Origin of the sequence: Emergencia timonensis (assembly GCF_900086585.1) — a bacterium.
GTDB classification, from domain to species: Bacteria; Bacillota; Clostridia; order Peptostreptococcales; family Anaerovoracaceae; genus Senimuribacter; species Senimuribacter timonensis.
Genome location: NZ_FLKM01000008.1, coordinates 487232 through 505086, shown reverse-complemented (window position 1 = coordinate 505086; position 17855 = coordinate 487232). Strand labels below are relative to the sequence as shown.

The 17855-nt window shown below is 45.1% G+C and carries 15 protein-coding genes; 4 read left to right on the top strand and 11 right to left on the bottom strand.

The genetic code is table 11. The features are described from left to right. Positions 1–63 precede the first annotated feature (63 nt). Together BN6539_RS03565 and BN6539_RS03560 are read left to right on the top strand one after the other, a co-directional pair. Positions 64–789, top strand: a complete 726-nt coding sequence (locus tag BN6539_RS03565; RefSeq protein WP_067534002.1) for a LytR/AlgR family response regulator transcription factor — start codon at positions 64–66, stop codon at positions 787–789. Continuing rightward, complete coding sequence (locus tag BN6539_RS03560; RefSeq protein ID WP_067533998.1) at positions 786–2069, top strand: sensor histidine kinase; 1284 nt, start codon at positions 786–788, stop codon at positions 2067–2069. Before BN6539_RS03565 ends, BN6539_RS03560 begins: the two co-directional genes overlap by 4 nt. A gap of 94 nt (positions 2070–2163) precedes the next feature. On the opposite strand, the gene BN6539_RS03555 is transcribed toward BN6539_RS03560, so the two are convergent. The 7 genes from BN6539_RS03555 to ilvD all read right to left on the bottom strand — a co-directional run bounded on the left by BN6539_RS03555 (position 2164) and on the right by ilvD (position 11073). Further along, positions 2164–2973, bottom strand: a complete 810-nt coding sequence (locus tag BN6539_RS03555) for a shikimate dehydrogenase family protein (protein WP_067533995.1) — start codon at positions 2971–2973, stop codon at positions 2164–2166. A 12-nt stretch (positions 2974–2985) separates the two neighbouring features. Next, positions 2986–3906, bottom strand: a complete 921-nt coding sequence (locus BN6539_RS03550; RefSeq protein ID WP_067533992.1) for a glycyl-radical enzyme activating protein — start codon at positions 3904–3906, stop codon at positions 2986–2988. A 16-nt stretch (positions 3907–3922) separates the two neighbouring features. Beyond that, the gene (locus BN6539_RS03545) at positions 3923–6298 is read right to left on the bottom strand and encodes a glycyl radical protein (protein WP_067533990.1); all 2376 of its coding nucleotides are present in this window, start codon (positions 6296–6298) and stop codon (positions 3923–3925) included. A 128-nt stretch (positions 6299–6426) separates the two neighbouring features. Beyond that, complete coding sequence (locus BN6539_RS03540; RefSeq protein WP_067533987.1) at positions 6427–7299, bottom strand: LysR family transcriptional regulator; 873 nt, start codon at positions 7297–7299, stop codon at positions 6427–6429. Between the two features lie 351 nt (positions 7300–7650). Beyond that, positions 7651–8442, bottom strand: coding sequence for an aspartate dehydrogenase domain-containing protein (locus tag BN6539_RS03535; protein ID WP_067533984.1), 792 nt, complete (start codon positions 8440–8442; stop codon positions 7651–7653). A gap of 148 nt (positions 8443–8590) precedes the next feature. Beyond that, a complete protein-coding gene (locus tag BN6539_RS03530; protein ID WP_067538048.1) occupies positions 8591–9373 on the bottom strand; it encodes an aspartate/glutamate racemase family protein in 783 nt (260 codons plus the stop codon). Positions 9374–9393: 20 nt separating this feature from the next. Continuing rightward, the gene (gene ilvD / locus BN6539_RS03525; protein ID WP_067533981.1) at positions 9394–11073 is read right to left on the bottom strand and encodes a dihydroxy-acid dehydratase; all 1680 of its coding nucleotides are present in this window, start codon (positions 11071–11073) and stop codon (positions 9394–9396) included. Between the two features lie 226 nt (positions 11074–11299). On the opposite strand from ilvD, the gene BN6539_RS03520 reads away from it, so the two are divergent. Further along, a complete protein-coding gene (locus BN6539_RS03520) occupies positions 11300–12172 on the top strand; it encodes a LysR family transcriptional regulator (protein WP_067533979.1) in 873 nt (290 codons plus the stop codon). Positions 12173–12441: 269 nt separating this feature from the next. Here BN6539_RS03520 and BN6539_RS22245 read toward each other — a convergent pair whose 3' ends face one another. The 4 genes from BN6539_RS22245 to nhaC form a co-directional block, all read right to left on the bottom strand. Then, on the bottom strand, positions 12442–12585 hold the full coding sequence (locus BN6539_RS22245) for a hypothetical protein (protein ID WP_156524168.1): 144 nt from the start codon (positions 12583–12585) through the stop codon (positions 12442–12444). A 16-nt stretch (positions 12586–12601) separates the two neighbouring features. Next, the gene (locus BN6539_RS03510) at positions 12602–13939 is read right to left on the bottom strand and encodes a sodium-dependent transporter (protein ID WP_067533974.1); all 1338 of its coding nucleotides are present in this window, start codon (positions 13937–13939) and stop codon (positions 12602–12604) included. A gap of 335 nt (positions 13940–14274) precedes the next feature. Continuing rightward, positions 14275–15156, bottom strand: a complete 882-nt coding sequence (locus BN6539_RS03505; protein WP_067533973.1) for a LysR family transcriptional regulator — start codon at positions 15154–15156, stop codon at positions 14275–14277. 129 nt (positions 15157–15285) lie between these two features. Further along, positions 15286–16686 (bottom strand): Na+/H+ antiporter NhaC, encoded by a 1401-nt coding sequence (gene nhaC / locus BN6539_RS03500; RefSeq protein WP_067533970.1) that lies wholly within the window; start codon positions 16684–16686, stop codon positions 15286–15288. 439 nt (positions 16687–17125) lie between these two features. Between nhaC and BN6539_RS03495 the strand changes: the two genes are divergently transcribed. Continuing rightward, the gene (locus BN6539_RS03495) at positions 17126–17851 is read left to right on the top strand and encodes a FadR/GntR family transcriptional regulator (RefSeq protein WP_067533968.1); all 726 of its coding nucleotides are present in this window, start codon (positions 17126–17128) and stop codon (positions 17849–17851) included. Positions 17852–17855 lie beyond the last annotated feature (4 nt).

The following is a 17855-nucleotide window of genomic DNA, read 5'->3' as shown; positions in this document are numbered from 1 at the left end:
TTAACACCTGCAAAGTCTTGTGCTAGAATAACTCCAGAAGTTAAAATTTAAGGATTTGATAAAATGTTTAGAATAGCCATTTGCGATGACGATAAAGCCATATGTAATCATGTAGACCAAATAATTGCCAATTACACACATGAGAATAAATTATCTATTGAAACAGAAGTGTTTTACAATGGAGAGGATCTCTGTCGGCATCTTAATACAGAATCACAATTTGACCTTATCTTCTTAGATATTGAAATGACTGTGATGAGCGGAATTGATGTAGGATATGAAATTCGCAAAAAGAGAAGTGATTATGCTACGGAACTTATTTACATCACTGGAACCAGTCAATATACTCGTCAGTTATTGGATATGCGCCCCTTAAGTTACATAGAAAAACCTTTTGCAGATGAAACAATCATCGAAGCATTAGAATTGGCGCTTCGTCTTTCAGATGAATTGGAGGGTTATTTTCGTTTTAGAATCAAAGGCGCGGATTATAAGCTAAAATTTAGCGAAATCCTTTACTTTGAGAGTCGATTGCGGAAGATTCTTCTTGTAACAGAAACGAAAAGTTATGAATTCTATAGAAATCTTAATGAGCTAATCACGGATCTTCCAAAGTATTATGTTCAGATACACCGCTCCTACGTCATAAACATTAAAAAAGTTACAGCGTTTTTAGGTAATTCTGTACTGATGCAAAACGACACCGAAATTATGGTCAGTCAGACTTACAAGCACAGACTAAAAGAAATCGAAAAAAGTGAGCTAGAAGCAAGAGGACTACTAAAATGAATGCATACACGACAGCCTACATCATCAATAATTTTTTCTATGCTTATGTGCTCTACCGTATGTTCAGAATTTTTTATGCCGATAAGAGGACAGCGAAATCAATTGAACTCACTGCCTATAGCCTTTATGCAGTAATTATCAGCATTACTGTTTTCTTTAATACACCACCACTAGTATATTTGCTGTTGAGTGCAGGCTCATATTTTTTTCTAACTTTTCTATATACTTCTACCTTGGTAAAACGTTGTGCTTGCACCATGTTAGCCTATATCATAATGACCTGTGTTGAACTCACCGTCAACTATGCCTCTGGCTATTATATTCACAATTTAGGCACTGTAACTAATTATGACTCTGTCGTTGGTATTACAGGTATCACCATTTTAACTTTCTTTATCGTCCTTCTGCTGGAGAACTTTGTCAATCTAAAGAATGGTGCCAAAATAGCGCCTTCTTATTGGATTTCGATTATCCTGATACCTCTTGGCAGCCTGACTTTAATCCTAAACAACTTAACCGATCATACAAAACCGAATCAGGTCATCATAGACTCCATCATCATATTAGGAATCAATATTCTTTGGTTCTACACCTATGATCAGATCTCTCGTCTTGCCAGGCTGGAGATTGAAAACTATATGATGCTGCAACAGAATAGATCTTACAAGCAACAACTTTTAATCATGAAGGATTCCGAAGAAGCAACTTGTGCCCTAAGGCATGACCTGAAGAATCATTTAGCTGCCCTGGATGCATTGGCAGATGAAAGAAACAAAGAGGGGTTGAGCCAATATGCCCAATCCTTGACGCGACAATTACAGGATAACCAAAGTATTTCCAATACCGGGTTACTCGCTCTGGACAGCTTGATCAATTATAAACTAGGGCCTTTGAGCGAAGAAGATATTAGAATAACTTATCAGCCGCATATTTCGTCTGACATACCTATTCATGATTTTGATTTGATCATCATTCTCGGCAATCTGATCGATAACGCCCTGGAAGCCCTCGAAAAGGTACCCTGCGGTCAGAAAGAACTTTCTCTGCTCATCAGTTATGATAAGGGGCGTTTGGTAATACAGTTAAAAAATTCTTATATTGGCAAGCTGGAAAAATCTCTCAATACTACAAAAGCAGACAAAGAGTGTCACGGCATTGGACTAAAAAACGTGCGGTCTGTGGTGCGAAAGTATAAAGGAACGTTGGACATCTCTTTCGATAAAGGTATATTTAATGTAGAAGTGATACTCTACCTGCTCAGTCAAAAGTCTCAAAAATAAGATATAAAGAAATAGCGCGGCAGATGGAGAGCAACTGCCGCGCTTTTGACTATTAGTACACAGAAGATTTGGCTGGAATCCTCTGATCACTACATTAATTATTTTGAACAAACTCCCTTTTCAACATAGAGATGATTCGCTCATTTTCTTTTTCGTAGAAACTTCCTTTTCCTGTAAAATAACCTGCGGCGGCTGTGGCCTGCGCCACCAGCATGGAAAGACCGCTGGCAAAAGGAATATCAAGGTCAACTGCCTGCTTAATGAGAGCCGTATAATATGGGTTATATATCACGTCGAATACACCTTTGCAGCAAGGGAAGGCCTTCAGATCAATCAGGCAATCAGAAACACTCGGGTACATACCCACCGGAGTTGCGTTGATGATGATTTCAGCGTCAGCGTGATCGCAAAGCCCTTCGTAGTTCACCATGAGGCAGGTACTGCTGCCTGCAGAGGTTTCGAAGGATGTCTCCACTTTACGCGATGCGACAACAAGCTCGGACGCCCCTCTGTCCGTCACCGCTTTCTTAATCGTCTGGCAGGTGGCGCCATTTCCCAGAATGACCACCTTCCTGCCGCGGACAGAAATCCCCGCCGTATCGATGGCATATAGAAATCCTGTATAATCTGTATTGGTTCCATGGAGTTCATGGTCTTCATCAAAATAGAGGCAATTGACCGCGCCGATTTCTGCGGCCAGCTGCGAGAGATGGTCACAGTAGGGGATCACTGTTTTCTTGTACGGTATTGTGACCGACAAGCCTTTAAAATCCCTGCTCTCAAGAAGTGCATTCAGTTCTTCCGCTTCCAGGGAGCGCAGTTCATAAGGGTATGCGCCCAGCGCCTCGTGAATGATCTTTGAATAGCTGTAGGTCATATTTTGGCCGATTGATCCGTATTCCATAAACACATCTCCTTACATGGATTTCATAATGGTGATTTCTGTATTTCTATGGCCGATCGTCTCTCTCATAGCATCCGCCAAGTTCTTCATGCGTGTCTCCGTCGGTTTCTCCGTGTCAGTCAGGGCATACTCCCGTCCCAACTGACCGTATTTGACCTCGCCCAGGTTGTGATACGGCAAAAGCTCAATGGTCGGGATCTCGAGAGATGCAGCATATTCCGCTGTCTTTTGCAGATTCTCTACGCTGTCATTGATGCCCGGAATCACCGGTATTCTCACTACGATGTTGTGGTGCACCTTCGCCAGCGCCGCCAGATTTGACAGAATCTTTTCGTTGGAAGCGCCTGTAATGTCTCTGTGGGTTTCGTCGTCCATGTGTTTCACATCGTAGAAGACCAGATCCAGCAGTTCAGCAGTTTCCAGCAGCGTTTCGGTATCTGTCATTCCTGTGGTTTCTATGGCTGTATGTACACCGTTTTCCCTGCAGGCGGTCAAAATCTCCTGCAGAAAAGCTGACTGCATCAGCGGCTCGCCGCCCGAAAAGGTGACGCCGCCGCCAGATGAGTCGTAGAAGGATTTATCTTTGAGGATTTCTTTCAGCAGCTCATCCACAGTGTAGTCTTCACCTACCACCTTTTTTGCATTGGTGCAGCATTCTTTCACGCAGATCTCGCACAGATCGCATTCCTCGCGATTTGTGATTTCAAAAGGAGGCTGTGCCTCGATCAGCCCTTTCGGACAACCTTTGGCACAATACCCACATGTTACACATCTGCTTTGAAAACAAGCCACTTCTTTTTCCACCTTCTGGCTTTCCGGGTTGGAACACCAGAGGCAGTTCAAGGGGCATCCTTTAAAGAACACCGTCGTCCGGATGCCCGGACCGTCGTGGATGGACATTTTCTGTATATTAAAAATCGTTCCTTTTTTCATTAAATACTCACCATTCTTAGCAGCAGCATCCGCCTACGTTTTTGTGAGCAGTTCTGCCGATGATATTATTCTGTACATCTCTGTCCAGCTCGATAAAGTATGCGGAGTAGCCAGCTACTCTGACGAGGAGGTTCTTGTAATCCTGCGGATTTTCCTGTGCAGCCTCAAGAGTTCCTGCATCTACGACGTTGATCTGAATGTGTTCACCGTTCATATCAAAATAGGACTTGATGACATTCTTCAGAATCTGTTTGCCCTCTTCACCCTGTACGATGTTCGGATCGAATTTGATGTTGAACAGTGCGCCGTTGTTGCAGTCGCTCTGGTCGATGGATGCGACAGATTTGATGGTTGCAGTCGGGCTTGTTACATCGCGTCCCACCATTGGGGAAGCGTTGTCGGAAACAGGTTCGCTTGCCAGTCTTCCATCTGGTGTAGCGCCGATGGTCTTACCCTGCAGCACGTTGAAAGATGTGGACAGGATGCAGTTCTCATAAGTGCCTCCACGGCTGTCGCGGTATTTCACCATCTCTTCGTTATATGCGCGAATCATGCGATTTGCATATCCGTCAACTCTGTCTCTGTCATTACCATATTTGTCAATCTTGTTGAGAATGATGTTGCGCAGTCTTTCGTTTCCTTCAAAGTTATTCTGCAGAACTTCGTTAAACTCGCCGGCTTTCATCATCTTTTCCTGGAATACTACATAATCGATAGCTTCCAGACAGTCAGCTCCATTTGCCATGGCGACGAGGAAGACCCCAGAGCTGTTATAAAGGGCGCCGCCCTCTTCCAGGGATTTTCCTCTTGCGATGCAATCAGTTACCAAAGCAGATGCATATCCCTTTGGTACATAGACTGCGTGCATTGCGCAGACCTTTGTGTAAGCTTCGCACATGATTTTGACAAAGTGTACGATCTGCTTGTGCAGGGCTTCTTCAAAGTCTTTGATGCTGGTGAATGTATTTGGATCACCGGTCTTGAGGCCCATTTCGCATTTCGCCACCGGGTCCCAGCCGTTGTTCATAACCAACTCAATACATTTTGCTGCATTGACATAGCCTACGTTTGGACGACCGTCGGATTTACCCATAACATAAGGTTCTACACAGCCGTGAACCGTCCAATCTCTGGAATCTTCTTCGGTTGCGCCTTTGTTCTTGAGCAGGTTTCCGACCAGGTTATCGTTATAGAAGGCCGGAATTGCATAACCTTTCTGTACCATTGCAAGGGCAACGTCCATCAATTCATCCGGTGTGTTGTCGTTGACACGTAAGGCCATGGTAGGCTGTACGGTCTGCACCAGATCCCATGCCTTGAATACGGAATAAGTCAGTTCGTTGGTCGCATCTTTGCCGTCTCTGCCAAGGCCGCCGATTGCCATCTGCTGCCACATCGGATAAGCTGCAAATCCGAGAGAGTCAAAAGCGTCTCTCAGCTTCAGAATCTCTGTACATTTGATGTATAATGCCGCCAGCAATTCTTCTGCATCTTCAGCAGGCATATCGCCATCGACAACTGATTTCTTGTAGTATTTATATAAGTTCTGGTCAAGTCTGCCCACTGCGATGGAATGTCCGTTGTCTTCAATCTGAATCGTCAGCTGTAAGAACCATACGAACTGCAGTGCTTCCCAGAAGTCTCTCGGTTCATTTTCAGGTACATTGGAGCACACGTCTGCAATCTTCAGCAATTCCTTCTTGCGCTGTGCATCTGTCTCCGCCTCAGCCAGCTTTGCCGCATGGTCTGAGAACTTGTGGGCAAAACGGATCACTGCTTCGCAGGAGATGATGTTGGCATTCCAGAAATCCACTTTTCTCATGTCTTCCGGCGTCAAAACCGGTGTCTTTTCAATCATCTCTTTTGCCTGATTGATGACGCCGCGAAGTCCCATCGGCAGGATTCTCGGATAATCCGGTGAGATGTGTCCCATACCGGTCGTTCTCGCGCCTACGGACAATACGCCGCATTCCTGTGCTTTCAATACGTATGGATCGAGCACTGCTGTTGACTGCATGTCAAAAGTGTTGTCTCCCCAGCTTTCCAGAATCGGCAGGATTTCTGCCTTTGTCTCTGGTGTTACGACGATAGGGTCTGTACCGCGAGTAGGGAACATGTCGATTTCGTCGATGACCCACTTGGCGCCGAATTCAGGGAATACTGGTACACCTCTGACTCTCTTTGTCTGACTTCCGACGAGGAGTTCTCCCTCCTGCATGTTCGGTTCCATGTTGTCCAGTATGTATGCAAATGCGTGCGCCCTGCGAAGCACCGGTGTGCAGTCAGCATAAATCTCATAGGCCTCTGTCACCAGCTTTGCTCTTTCTACATCAAGCTGTGGCTTTGAATCTTTGAGACGTTCGTTCATCATATCAATTCTATCTTTGTTCATTTTCCGCTCCTCTTTCTATCAAAAAAAGTATGATTTATATCTTACATAAATCATACTTGAAAACCAGTCATAATGGTAGCGGACAAACGTCAATATCACGTTGACAATCCGTACGAAGCCCTGCGCTGTCAGTCTTTGATGCAGCTGAGGAATCGTTTGAGTGACGGGGAGATATCTGCTTTTGATTTGACGGCAAAACCGATCTTCCGGTTCATATCCACGTCGATGGGTCTGTATTCCACATCAAAGAGGGATACGGCGTATTTTGCAATCAGTTTCGGCATGATGGCAACAAAGCCGTTTTGCTCCACCATGCGAATGACCGTGAAATCCGAATTGGAGGTATAACCTTCATATTCTTTTACATCCACATACTTCATGATCTGAACGATGTCCTGATCCAGGCCTTTGTGGGACTTGAACAGCAAAACTCTTTCTTTGAACAATTCTTTTACAGGAACTACCTCGCGGCTGCACAGCGGATGGCCTGACGGGAGAAGGGCGACATATTCGTCGTCTATTTCTTTCAGCCATTCAAAGTGATGGTGAGGCTGCCGGCTGAAAATACCGATATCGATGATGCCGCGATTGAGCCACTGCTCAAGCTGCTCGAGGCTGTGCTCTTCGAGAACCTCGATCTGAATGCGCGGATACTTATCATAGAATTTTCTCAGCAGGCCAGGTATCAGTACAAAGGCCGTCGTTGGAAAGCAGCCGATTCGCACCGTACCCTTCTCAAGGCCGTTGATTAAAGAAATCTCCTCTTCCAGCTTCTCGTTCTCTTTTACAATATTGCGAATGATCGGCATCAGTTTCTCGCCTTCCGGCGTGAGAGTGATGCCTTTGTTGTTTCTTTTGACGATCTGAAAGCCCAGCTCTGTTTCCATGCTGTTGAGCATTTTCGATATGCCAGAATGGGTGTAGCCCAAATCGTAGCTTACATTGTTGATGTTGCCCCGGTCTACTACTTTCAGCAGTACCTCGTATTTCTTTAAGTCCATTTTCTTGCCCTTTCGTCTCATTTCCTGGCGTTAAGAGATAAGTTCCACTATGCTCATTTTAAAAGCCTCCGAATCTATTGTCAATGCTGAAATAGCATATGGCATTTGCTGACTTTTTTCAGCCTTCGCACTGGAGCAGCTTGCAATCTTATTCCCCAGGAAAAATGTACTACACTTTTTTTAAAACTATGGTATTTGCGGGCTGCCATACCCCCATCACGTCGTCGGCAAGGAGCTGTTCGCCCAGTCCGCATTTTCAGCTCATAAGAAAAAAGTCCGCAGCCTTCCCTCTCAAACGTGGATACTGCGGACTTTTCAGCTTATTAGTGCCCGGTCTCTATTCTCAATCAATTAATAGAAGTATACCGGCGATACCAGATTGTTCAGAAGCGATACGACGCTCCATCCTACCAGGATTGATGACTTTGAGTAGATCTTCATTTCTGCCGACGCCTGGTCGGAAGCCACTTTGATATACACATCATCATCATTAGGCATATTGGGATCGCCGTAGATTTTAATGCGTGTCTTGTCCGGACCGATGGTGGCAAGAGACGTTGCAACCCCGATGTTGATCATTCTCGGCAGCAGGGGAATCGCCTCTGATGCAGTGCCCTCAAACAGCAGCCCTTTTTCGCCGGAGTCCAGAACCTCCTGACTGAATACAGGCGTGTCTCTGTATGTCGATGCCTCTCTCGTCAAAGTCAGCTCCGCCTGTGCTCCGCCGATCAAAGCGATGGTCTGCATAACGTCAAATCCGCCGATGGCTCCTGATGAAAAATAAATTCTCGTATTATGATCCAGGGCTGTCTGCTTTGCTTTTTCATAGAATGCAGCATCAACAAACGCACCGATGGACAATGCTACGAACGGAATCCCGTGTTTCAATACTTTAATCACGTATTCCTGTACGGCTTCTATGGACGCTACCTCTACGACAATATCCGGCTTTGTCTCAAGGAGTTCGTCTACTGTCTGCGCCACTTTGCAGCTGCATTTTTCTGCAATCTGCTGCGACCTTTCGTCACCGATGCCAAAGACCGCTGTCAGCTCATACTCAGGCATCGCACCTCTGCAGTATGCGTCTGCGATCGTGCTGGCCAAAAATCCATTACCAATCATTGCAAATTTATTCTTTCCCATAATCAATTCTCCTTTTCTTTATAACATAGGAAATATCGTCCGAAGGACGTATTTCAGTATGTTTCATCGTTCGCGTTGCTCACTCCTCCAGTCGCTAATGCTCCTTTCGCTGTCCGTTTCGCCTAGCCAGCTAAAGCTGGGGCGTTTTTTATATCCAGCCATCGTATGGCCGCTGCTGACAGGCATTTTCCATCCAGTTGATCAATGTGATGAAATCAAAGACGGGACGCTTTGTCGCTTTCTGAATCTCCCAGGCATAAGGCGGCATATCACTGCACTCGAGAAGAATCGCACCGACATCTGGGTTTTCCTCTACCAGTTTCATCGCAGCATTTACCACGTCATCGCGAACCCCTGTGTTGTCAAAGCTGCCCTGATCCTCCATAATGTTATGGAAGTTTTCGCCGTGACGAAGATCTGCTATGACCAGATCATCTGTCTTATCAATACCGCAGCTTTCAAAGATCTGTTCACTCATGGCGATGGCATTGGCAGTCATGATACCGATTTTTTCGCCCGGCTTCAGAAGGGTGCGAATCCACGGAACCTGCACCATGCTGGAGATTGCTACCGGAATATTCATATCTGCGGCAAGGCGTTTTTGAAAGTTTCCAAAGAATCCACATGCGCCGGAAATCGCTCTGACGCCTTCCATTTCCAGTTCCTTTGCCGCTTCCAAAATTGCGTCATAAGCTTCTGGCGCCCCACTGTGCAGCGTAGGCGTATCAAGACCTTTTACGGCTTTAAAGCGGACTGGATACTTATAGGTCCATGCATTGACCACATTACCCGGTACAATCGGATACCATACCTTATCGAGGAGCAAGATGCCGATTCCATAACCTGCGATATTCTGTCCCTTTTTCATCTCCATCCATGTATTTTCTTTGTGGGACGGCGTCATGTAGCCGTATTCATTTATTTTTTTCATATTTATGTGTCCTTTCAAATTTAATCCCATTGCTGCATCGCTCCGCCAAGCTCAGCCGGAAGACAATTTTTTGCGTAAGTGCGCATAAATCCTCTCGCCAGCTTCGGAGGCGGTGCCACATACTGTCTCTTTCTCTCTTCGATAATCTGTTCATCAACCAAGAGACTGATAGAGCGCTTTTCAATGTCGATTTCTATAGAATCACCGTTCTCTACATAGGCAATCAGACCGCCTGCCGCCGCTTCTGGCGATACGTGTCCTACAATAGGACCGTGATTAAAGCCGGAAAATCTGCCATCCGTTACTAACGCAACACTTTCATCTAACCTTAGGTTGATAATCGCCGAGGCCGTACATTCTACCTCTACCATACCAGGCGCACCAATAGGACCTGCGTAGCGGACGACAATTACGGAACCCGGCTTTACCTCCCCGTTCATCAGTGCGTCATAGGCAGACGCGTCACTGTCATATACCATAGCCTGACCGCAGAAATGATGCATGGAGGCAGCCACGGAGGACGACCTCATGACGCAGCCGTTAGGTGCCAGATTACCCTTGAGTACGGCAAGGCCTCCGTCTTTGGTCAAAGGATTCTCCATTCCATGTATCACCTCATTGCTGGCAGCAGGTGCACTTTGCAGGATTTCTCCCATAGTGTGACCTGATACATTGAGACACTCTTTATGCAGCTGTCCTTCAATCTGTTTCATAATGGCCGGAACCCCTCCCAGATAGAATAGCTTGTCAACGGTATGCTCTCCGCAAGGTTTTATATTTGCGATACACGGTGTCTCATGGCTCATCCTGTCAAAGAGCTCTAAATTGATTTCCGGGATGTTCAATTCATTGCCAATCGCCAGCAGGTGGAGAATCGCATTGAGAGAACCGCCGATGGCAAGATCCAGTCTGATGGCATTTTCAATGGCTTCTCTGGTCATAATCTGCGACGGTCTCAGATCCTCAAAGACCATCTCTACAATGCGCCTGCCTATGCGCTGAGCGCTGACCATTTTGTCGGTATATGCCGCCGGAATCGTCGAGGAGTATTCTGGTGTCATTCCCAAAGCTTCCACAAGAACCTGCATCGTGTTAGCAGTGCCAAACAGCGGGCAGGCGCCGCCAGTGGGACACGCGCCCATTTCCAGCTTTTCCATATACCGCGCATCGACAGTCCCACCGTTTTTGTTCAACTCACCGACAGATATTTCTAAAACCTCTCCTAATGCCAGCGGCTCTCTGTCAAGTCTCCCTGACAACATCGGACCGCTGACAAAGCAGATGGTCGGCTTATCGCATCTGGCTGCTGCCAGCAATGTACCGGGGACGATGTTGTCACATCCGGCCGCCAGAACCAATCCATCAAAATGCTGAATGTTGGAGACCAATTCGCAGCTGCCAGCCACCAAATCCCGCATAGCCATGTCCTGCTCCATTCCGCAATGTCCGATGGCAACCTCGGCGCAAGTCGATGGAATGCCAAACTCAAAGGGAATTCCTCCCGCCTGCCAGATGCCGTTTTTAATCGCCTGCACCTGCTCCCGGAGAGGCTTATGGCCTGGGCTGTGCTCAGAAAATGCGTTGGCAATCCCTATATGTGGGCGATTGGCCAAATCCTGCGGATCATATCCGCTGCCCTTATATGTAGCTCGGCAATGCGTCGCTATCGGGCCATCAAAAATTTTGTTTGTGAAATCCATTTTGATTACCTTTCTACCGTTCTTTTGTAATCAGTTTACAACGGGAATATAAAGGTGTAAAATGAATATATCATATGTTATTTATTCAAGTAGTGAATGAAGAAGATCTTTCTCAGGAGAAGGGGTTTCATCGGGAAAAACACTGGCGCTTTCAAGTGTTTTATCTCCTCACCATTCCATAAATCAATATAATTTATTCCAATCTTGAATGAGATAAGGAGGGTCCATGAATCTTATAAAATATCAGGCATTTATCAAAGTCGTAGAAATGAAAAGCATCACGAAAGCAGCGCAGTCTATGGGGTACTCCCAACCAGGAATCAGCCATATGCTCGATTCTCTGGAAAAAGAGGTCGGGTTTCCCCTTTTAATCAGAAGTAAAGATGCTATCAGGACTACGGACGAGGGAGAACAGCTCCTTTATTATTGCAGACAGATTATTAAAAACTCCAACGATTTTCAGGAAACGGTTGATGCCATCAACGGCTTACTTTCTGGGTCTATTCATATTGGCGCTTATAACTCTACGCTGCTGTCCTCTGTTCCTGCTCTAATTGCAAAGTTCTGTCGCGCCTATTCCAAGATCAATATCTCTGTGCAGGAGTATTCCCACTCTGACTTGGCTCATAGTCTTATAAACGGCAACCTGGACTTAGCCTTTATGAGTCCGCCTACGCCTAACAAGTATGAGTTTCGTCCGCTATTTCACGATACCTATTGTGTCATCATGAGTCACGATCATCCCCTCGCTGCTCACGACAAAATACCCGTAAAAAAGCTTAATGGCTGTGATTTCATCATGCCTATGGACGGGTGCGATGACATTGTGAACCAAATCATGAGAGAATATCCATTTACGCCCCATATCACCTTTCACACCGCCAGCGATGCAGCCGGTATCGCCATGGCTAAAGAGAATCTGGGTGTATACGTCACATCGACTCTGCAACTTACAAAGCTTCCCGACGGTGCCATTGCAAAAGAGTTTGCAGAAGATTTATATCGAGTGATCGGAATCTGTCTTCGTTCCTTCAAACATGCCTCGCCCGCAGCAAAAGAATTCGTAAAACTGGCAGAGCAGACAGCAAAAAATATGTAAATAAAAAACGTGGAAATGACGGAATCAAAGATTTCTATTTCCACATGTCGCCCGCAAGGGGCGACGCTTCGTAAGGTACGTTCTTTGCCTTTTCGCCCCAGCTTTAGCTGGCTAGGCGAAACGGACAGCGAAAGGAGCATTAGCGACTGGAGGAGTGAGCAAAGCGAACGATGAAACATACGGAAATACGTCCTTCGGACGATATTTCCTATGTTATAAAAAACGCCGCATGTTTCATTTTCAGACATGCGGCGTTTATAGAAATTGGCTCAGTGATTGTGCAGATCCGACTGTTTTTTCTGGTACTCTTTCTGTACCTCCCTATCATCGGAAATACTTTTTCTAACACAGAAAATGGTTACAAAGAGCAGCACAATGATAAATATGAGAATGACAATAGCTCCAGGTTGCATGGTTTTCTCCTTTCTGTTAAATGAACAGCATGATAAACGATCTGGCGCAGAAGAATATGAAAATCGGTACTACGACAAACTGTACCCAACGATCAAACCAGCGTCCAAGTTTTACCTTCGCTGTCGGGTTGAGAAATTCTGTACGAACGCGTTTTACCCCAAAGGCATATACGTATGTAATCGAACCCATCATAGCCCCCGGCAGGAAGGTCAGGTCCCCTGCCATGTACTGGAAGAAGGCATCTGCTTTTACATTTAGAATGTCCAGCAGGCCGAAGATAACTGTGGCGGCAATGACAAAAGGAATTACCTTGGTACGCGCTTTCTTGAGTGAATCCGAGAAAGTCGTAATTGCACACTCCTGATTAGAGATCATGGAAGTGACACCTGCACAGAAGATTCCGAAGAACAATAGCACCCCGATCACTGCCCCAAAGGGGATTTTTGAACAGACCGTCGGGAATACCAGGAAAATCAGATTGGAGCCTGACTGGGGGTCGATTCCCATAGCAACGCACGCGGGGATGATTGCAAGGCCCGCTAGAACGCCGGCCATGGTATCCATGAGTCCCAGGGAAATCCCCATCATAGTGGACTCACGATGCTTTGCGATATGGCTCCCATAGACGAGGACAGGTCCGGGGCCTGCGCCGGTAGAAAACAATGCCTGTACCAAAGCGTCGCTCCAAAGCTGTGGACTTTTCAGTTTACCAAAATTAGGATTCAAATAATAGTTGAGTCCTGTAGTAATATTAGGCGTCGTAATACAGACCAGAACAAACACCAGGATAAAGATGACTAACATTAACGGAATTACGATTGAGCTGATTTTTTCAATTCCTTTGCTGACTCCGCGGAAAGCGACAATCGCAATCATCACAATGACGACTAGAAACAAAATGACACAGAGCGCTGTATTGCCTTTGAATTCGCCATAGATTTGATCTGCAGGAATGTCGTCCCATTTTGTGGTTATCGCAGAATAGAGCATATAAAGCAGGGTCGATCCAAGGCCGACAACAAAGAAATTCTGCACCCAATTTTCAGCTGCAAAGAAGTTTCCGAAAATCATGGAGAAGGGACGATTGCGCCAGGATGCTTCATAACAATCGGCAACCCCCTTTCCATGTCCTTTTCCCATACCGATTTCAACAATTAGAAATGGAATGACAAGGAGAATCACAACTAATAAATAGGCAAATAAGAACGGACCGCCACCCCACTGCGCACACAGATAGGGGAATCGCCAGCAGTTACCGAGACCAATGGCAAGACCCGCCATTGACATCATCGTACCAAACTGGCTGCTGAAATTGTCCCGCGACTCCAGGGCGGGAACTGCTTGGCTTGACATAATGTACCTCCAAAATATAACACCGCAATAGCTTCTTTTGTAACCAGTTTATCGGATGATAAATACGTTGTAAAATGAATATACCTTATTAAATTCATTCCATAATGGAATAAGTTAAAGCATCTACAACAGGTAGGCAAAAATACATGAAAAAATCAGATATTTCAGTCCTTTGTCATTTTTTTCATGCCAGCTTTCAATTTTACTTATTCAAATTTTGCATGTGATGTGGAAGCACAAGATGACAACAGATCCAACATATCAAAAGCCGCATGGCTGCGTTCCCTGACGTGCTGTCAGGAATTCAACCGTGCGGCTCTGTTCAAACTATCTATTTAAAACTTTTCTTCTTTCACATACTTTAGCAGCTGTCTCACCGCAGGAGAAACGCGTTTGACATCTCTCACGGCAAACCCCAGCTCTCTCGATACATTTACGTCGATAGGCCGATAGGTCACATCAAAGAAATTAACTGCGATTTTTGCAATCAACTCAGGAATCAGTGCTACAAATCCCAGTTGTTCCGTCAGGCGAATGACAGTAAAGTCTGAATTGGATGTATACTTCGGCACCTTATCCATTTCCACATATTCCATGACTTTTACCACATCCTGATCGATGCCTTCATGAGATTTAAAGAGAACCAGATCCTCGTCAAACAGTTGTTTAACAGGCACCTGTTCAAGAGCTGCAAGCCTGTGTTCCTTATGGAATAATGCTACATAATGATCTTCCCTCACACCAGCCCAATCGTAATTGTGATAGGGCTGCTTGCTGAATACCCCGATATCGATGATTCCCTGATTCAGCCATTGCTCAAGGTTCTTTATACCATTTTCTTCAATGACTTCAATGGCTATATTGGGGTGGTTGTCTTTAAAAATAGCAATTAAAGTAGAAATCCAGGCAAAGGATACGGTAGGAAAGCAGCCAATCCTGATCTTACCGGTTTCAACGCCTCTGATCAGGGCGAATTCTTCTTCTATGACTTCCTTGTAGTTGATCAGCTGTCTGATTAGGGGCAGCACTTTTTCTCCATCCGGGGTCAGACTGATGCCCTTATTTGTTCTGGTAATCAGAGGAATGTCTATTTCCTCCTCCATACTTTTCATCATCTTGGAAATTCCTGAAAGCGAATATCCCAGGTCTTCACATGCTTTGCTGTAGCTGCCTCTCTCAATGATATCTAAAAATATCTCGTATTTTACCATATCCATAAGTTATCTCCTGTCTTACGTCAAATATCGATACTGCTCTAAACCAATTATATCTCCCCTTATGGTGCCCTGACAACCACAAAAACATCTCCAAAAGGAAGAGATGTTTTTGTCGCTGTTTATTATTTATTATGCAGCCTTTTTATCTTTTTTGTAGAATACACCGATGCCGAGGAATGCAAATGCGATTGCAACGACTGGCGTAATTAATCCGAGGAATGCATATGGGATATACTGTACAGTCGCAACACCTAAGGTCGTCGCCATAAAGATACCGTTTGAGTTCCAAGGAATGAGTGCCGCACACATGGTTCCCGTGTCCTCCAAGCTTCTCGATAAAACTTTTCTGTCGATGTTCAGGTCGTCATATGCAGGCCCAAAAAGTTTTGAAGTGATCAGCATAGAGCTTTCCAGTGATCCTGTCAGTCCGCACATTACGAAGGAGGAAACTAAGGTTGAAGTGATCAGTGTGCTTGCTCTCTTTGTAATCGCTGCAATCTTTGAAAGAACCGTTCTCAGAATGCCCGTAACGTCGAGAATGTTGCCCAGGATGCAGGCCATGAAGTAAAGGGCTACTGTCCACAGCATGCTGGAAATTCCACCTCTGTTCAGCAGGGAGTCGATCTGCTCAACACCTGTGTCGATGGTGAATCCGTCGTACATCAGGTTTGCAACGTCGATTGGGTTGCTGCCCTGGAAGATGACTGCCATCACAGCGCCAAGAAGGGCTGATACCACAAGTCCCGGAATTGCCGGCGCTTTTTTAACGATAACTACGATCAGTACAACGACTGGAATCAGGCATACCGGTGAAAGGTTGAAGTGTGCTGACAGATTATCTATGTACAAATCCGCTGTCGTCGTATCAACCGCACCGCCGCTTGCACTGGTAAATCCTAAAACTGTGTACAGGATCAGAGAAATAACCAGAGCCGGTGTTGTCGTCCAAAGCATGGAGCTCATATGTTCAAACAATGTCGTGCCCGCCATAGCTGATGCTAAGTTCGTCGTATCTGAGAATGGGGACTGTTTGTCACCAAAATATGCACCGGATACGATAGCGCCTGCTGTCATAGCCGGATTGATTCCCAGGCCTGCGCCGATACCCATAAATGCGATACCCACTGTCCCGGCTGATGACCAGGAACTGCCGCACGCCATGGACATGAATGCTGCTGCCAGGCATGCACAGAGTAAAAAGAATTTCGGGGATATCAGTTTTAATCCCAGGTAAATGATGTACGGAATGGTGCCGGACGCAATCCATGTAGCGATAACTGCGCCGATCAGCATCAATATAAATGTTGCGATCAGCATACTCATAACGCCGTCCATCATCATTTTTTGAACGTCATCCCATTTGTAGCCTAAGAATATCGCAAAACAGGATGCGATAATGATTGAAAATAGCAATGCGATCTGAATAGATACGTCTAATAAAGTGACGCTCAGCATTAATATTGCAACTACCACCAGCAATATCACTAAAGCTTGAATAAAGGATGGAGCTTTAATTTTCTTCTTGTCCATTTTTCCTCCTAATTAATAACCGTTTTATCAAAGAGTGCTTGTATAATTCCTTTGATCTGTCTGAAAAAGAAACATCGTCAGCCTAATCGGCCTGATACAATTTGGACACTCGCTGTGTCCAAATATTCAACATGCATGTTGTTTAACAACATAATATCCCAAAATTTATTCTCTGACAATTCGCATTTCGTCAAGGCCTCCTTGATAAAACGTTAACAATAGGGTTTCAAAGCCTGTAAATGGCCTATTACCTGATGAAACGCATTCAATCCTGACTCTATTTTATCATTTTTATTCTGCAAAAATAAGCGGTTAATTTTGGGAAATATTTCTACTTGTTAGACATCTGACTAAAAGTGTCTTGACGACAAATTGGTTAGTAGATATAATAATTACGAATTAGGATCGTCATACGTGTTTGTCTTATAGGGAGGAATACATGGATAAAACAGAATTATTAGGTAAACTTGCTTTCGAGCAGTTTAAAACGCAATCAGACTATCTGGCAGACAAAATAAAGCAGATGATAACCAGTGAGGAATTCGAAGATGGATTCATATTCCCCAACGAAAATGAATTCTGCAAAATTCTCAATGTCAGCAGGGGAACCCTAAGAGATGCATACAAAAAGCTAGACACGCAAGGTTTCATAGAAAGAACGAAACAGGGCACTTACGTGAAATGTAAGGAAACCATTGCCATGCAGGGTAACTTCTCTGCAAGCTTGGAACTGGCGACAAAGCAGGAAATGGTTGAATTTATCTCCGCCTTTGAACCAGAGGCAGCATGTCTGGCAGCCCAAAAAATTGACGAAGAAGGGATTAAGCAATTAGAACATCTGATGGCAGAATGTGAATATAACGCGGAGGATCCCGCAGCGCTGAACACGGCCAATTACAAATTTCATGAATTTATCAGGATGCAAGCAAAAAATAGCCTTGTTATCAGCGCGTTAACCGCATATTATGATATTTTTAACAAGCAGATCATCGACACGATTTATTATCTTCTAAAGGAACGTGTAGGGAGTTTTAGAGATAATGCCCTGGAGCAGCACAGAGAACTTGTGGAAGCATTTAGAGCGAGGGACGGTGAAAAAGCGAGAAGAATCGCTTATGCGCACCTGCAGGCCGACCTGGAAATGTATGCAAAGTTAAGAAAATAAACTA

Bases quoted from the DNA above. Each gene is read 5' to 3' on its own strand.
- BN6539_RS03555 (WP_067533995.1), bottom strand. From the start codon at position 2,973: ATGGAATACGGATCAATCGGCCAAAATATGACCTACAGCTATTCAAAG.
- BN6539_RS03540 (WP_067533987.1), bottom strand. From the start codon at position 7,299: ATGGACTTAAAGAAATACGAGGTACTGCTGAAAGTAGTAGACCGGGGC.
- BN6539_RS03520 (WP_067533979.1), top strand. From the start codon at position 11,300: ATGAATCTTATAAAATATCAGGCATTTATCAAAGTCGTAGAAATGAAA.
- BN6539_RS03495 (WP_067533968.1), top strand. From the start codon at position 17,126: ATGGATAAAACAGAATTATTAGGTAAACTTGCTTTCGAGCAGTTTAAA.
- BN6539_RS03545 (WP_067533990.1), bottom strand. From the start codon at position 6,298: ATGAACAAAGATAGAATTGATATGATGAACGAACGTCTCAAAGATTCA.
- BN6539_RS22245 (WP_156524168.1), bottom strand. From the start codon at position 12,585: ATGCAACCTGGAGCTATTGTCATTCTCATATTTATCATTGTGCTGCTC.
- BN6539_RS03550 (WP_067533992.1), bottom strand. From the start codon at position 3,906: ATGAAAAAAGGAACGATTTTTAATATACAGAAAATGTCCATCCACGAC.
- BN6539_RS03535 (WP_067533984.1), bottom strand. From the start codon at position 8,442: ATGGGAAAGAATAAATTTGCAATGATTGGTAATGGATTTTTGGCCAGC.
- nhaC (WP_067533970.1), bottom strand. From the start codon at position 16,686: ATGGACAAGAAGAAAATTAAAGCTCCATCCTTTATTCAAGCTTTAGTG.
- ilvD (WP_067533981.1), bottom strand. From the start codon at position 11,073: ATGGATTTCACAAACAAAATTTTTGATGGCCCGATAGCGACGCATTGC.
- BN6539_RS03560 (WP_067533998.1), top strand. From the start codon at position 786: ATGAATGCATACACGACAGCCTACATCATCAATAATTTTTTCTATGCT.
- BN6539_RS03510 (WP_067533974.1), bottom strand. From the start codon at position 13,939: ATGTCAAGCCAAGCAGTTCCCGCCCTGGAGTCGCGGGACAATTTCAGC.
- BN6539_RS03505 (WP_067533973.1), bottom strand. From the start codon at position 15,156: ATGGATATGGTAAAATACGAGATATTTTTAGATATCATTGAGAGAGGC.
- BN6539_RS03530 (WP_067538048.1), bottom strand. From the start codon at position 9,373: ATGAAAAAAATAAATGAATACGGCTACATGACGCCGTCCCACAAAGAA.
- BN6539_RS03565 (WP_067534002.1), top strand. From the start codon at position 64: ATGTTTAGAATAGCCATTTGCGATGACGATAAAGCCATATGTAATCAT.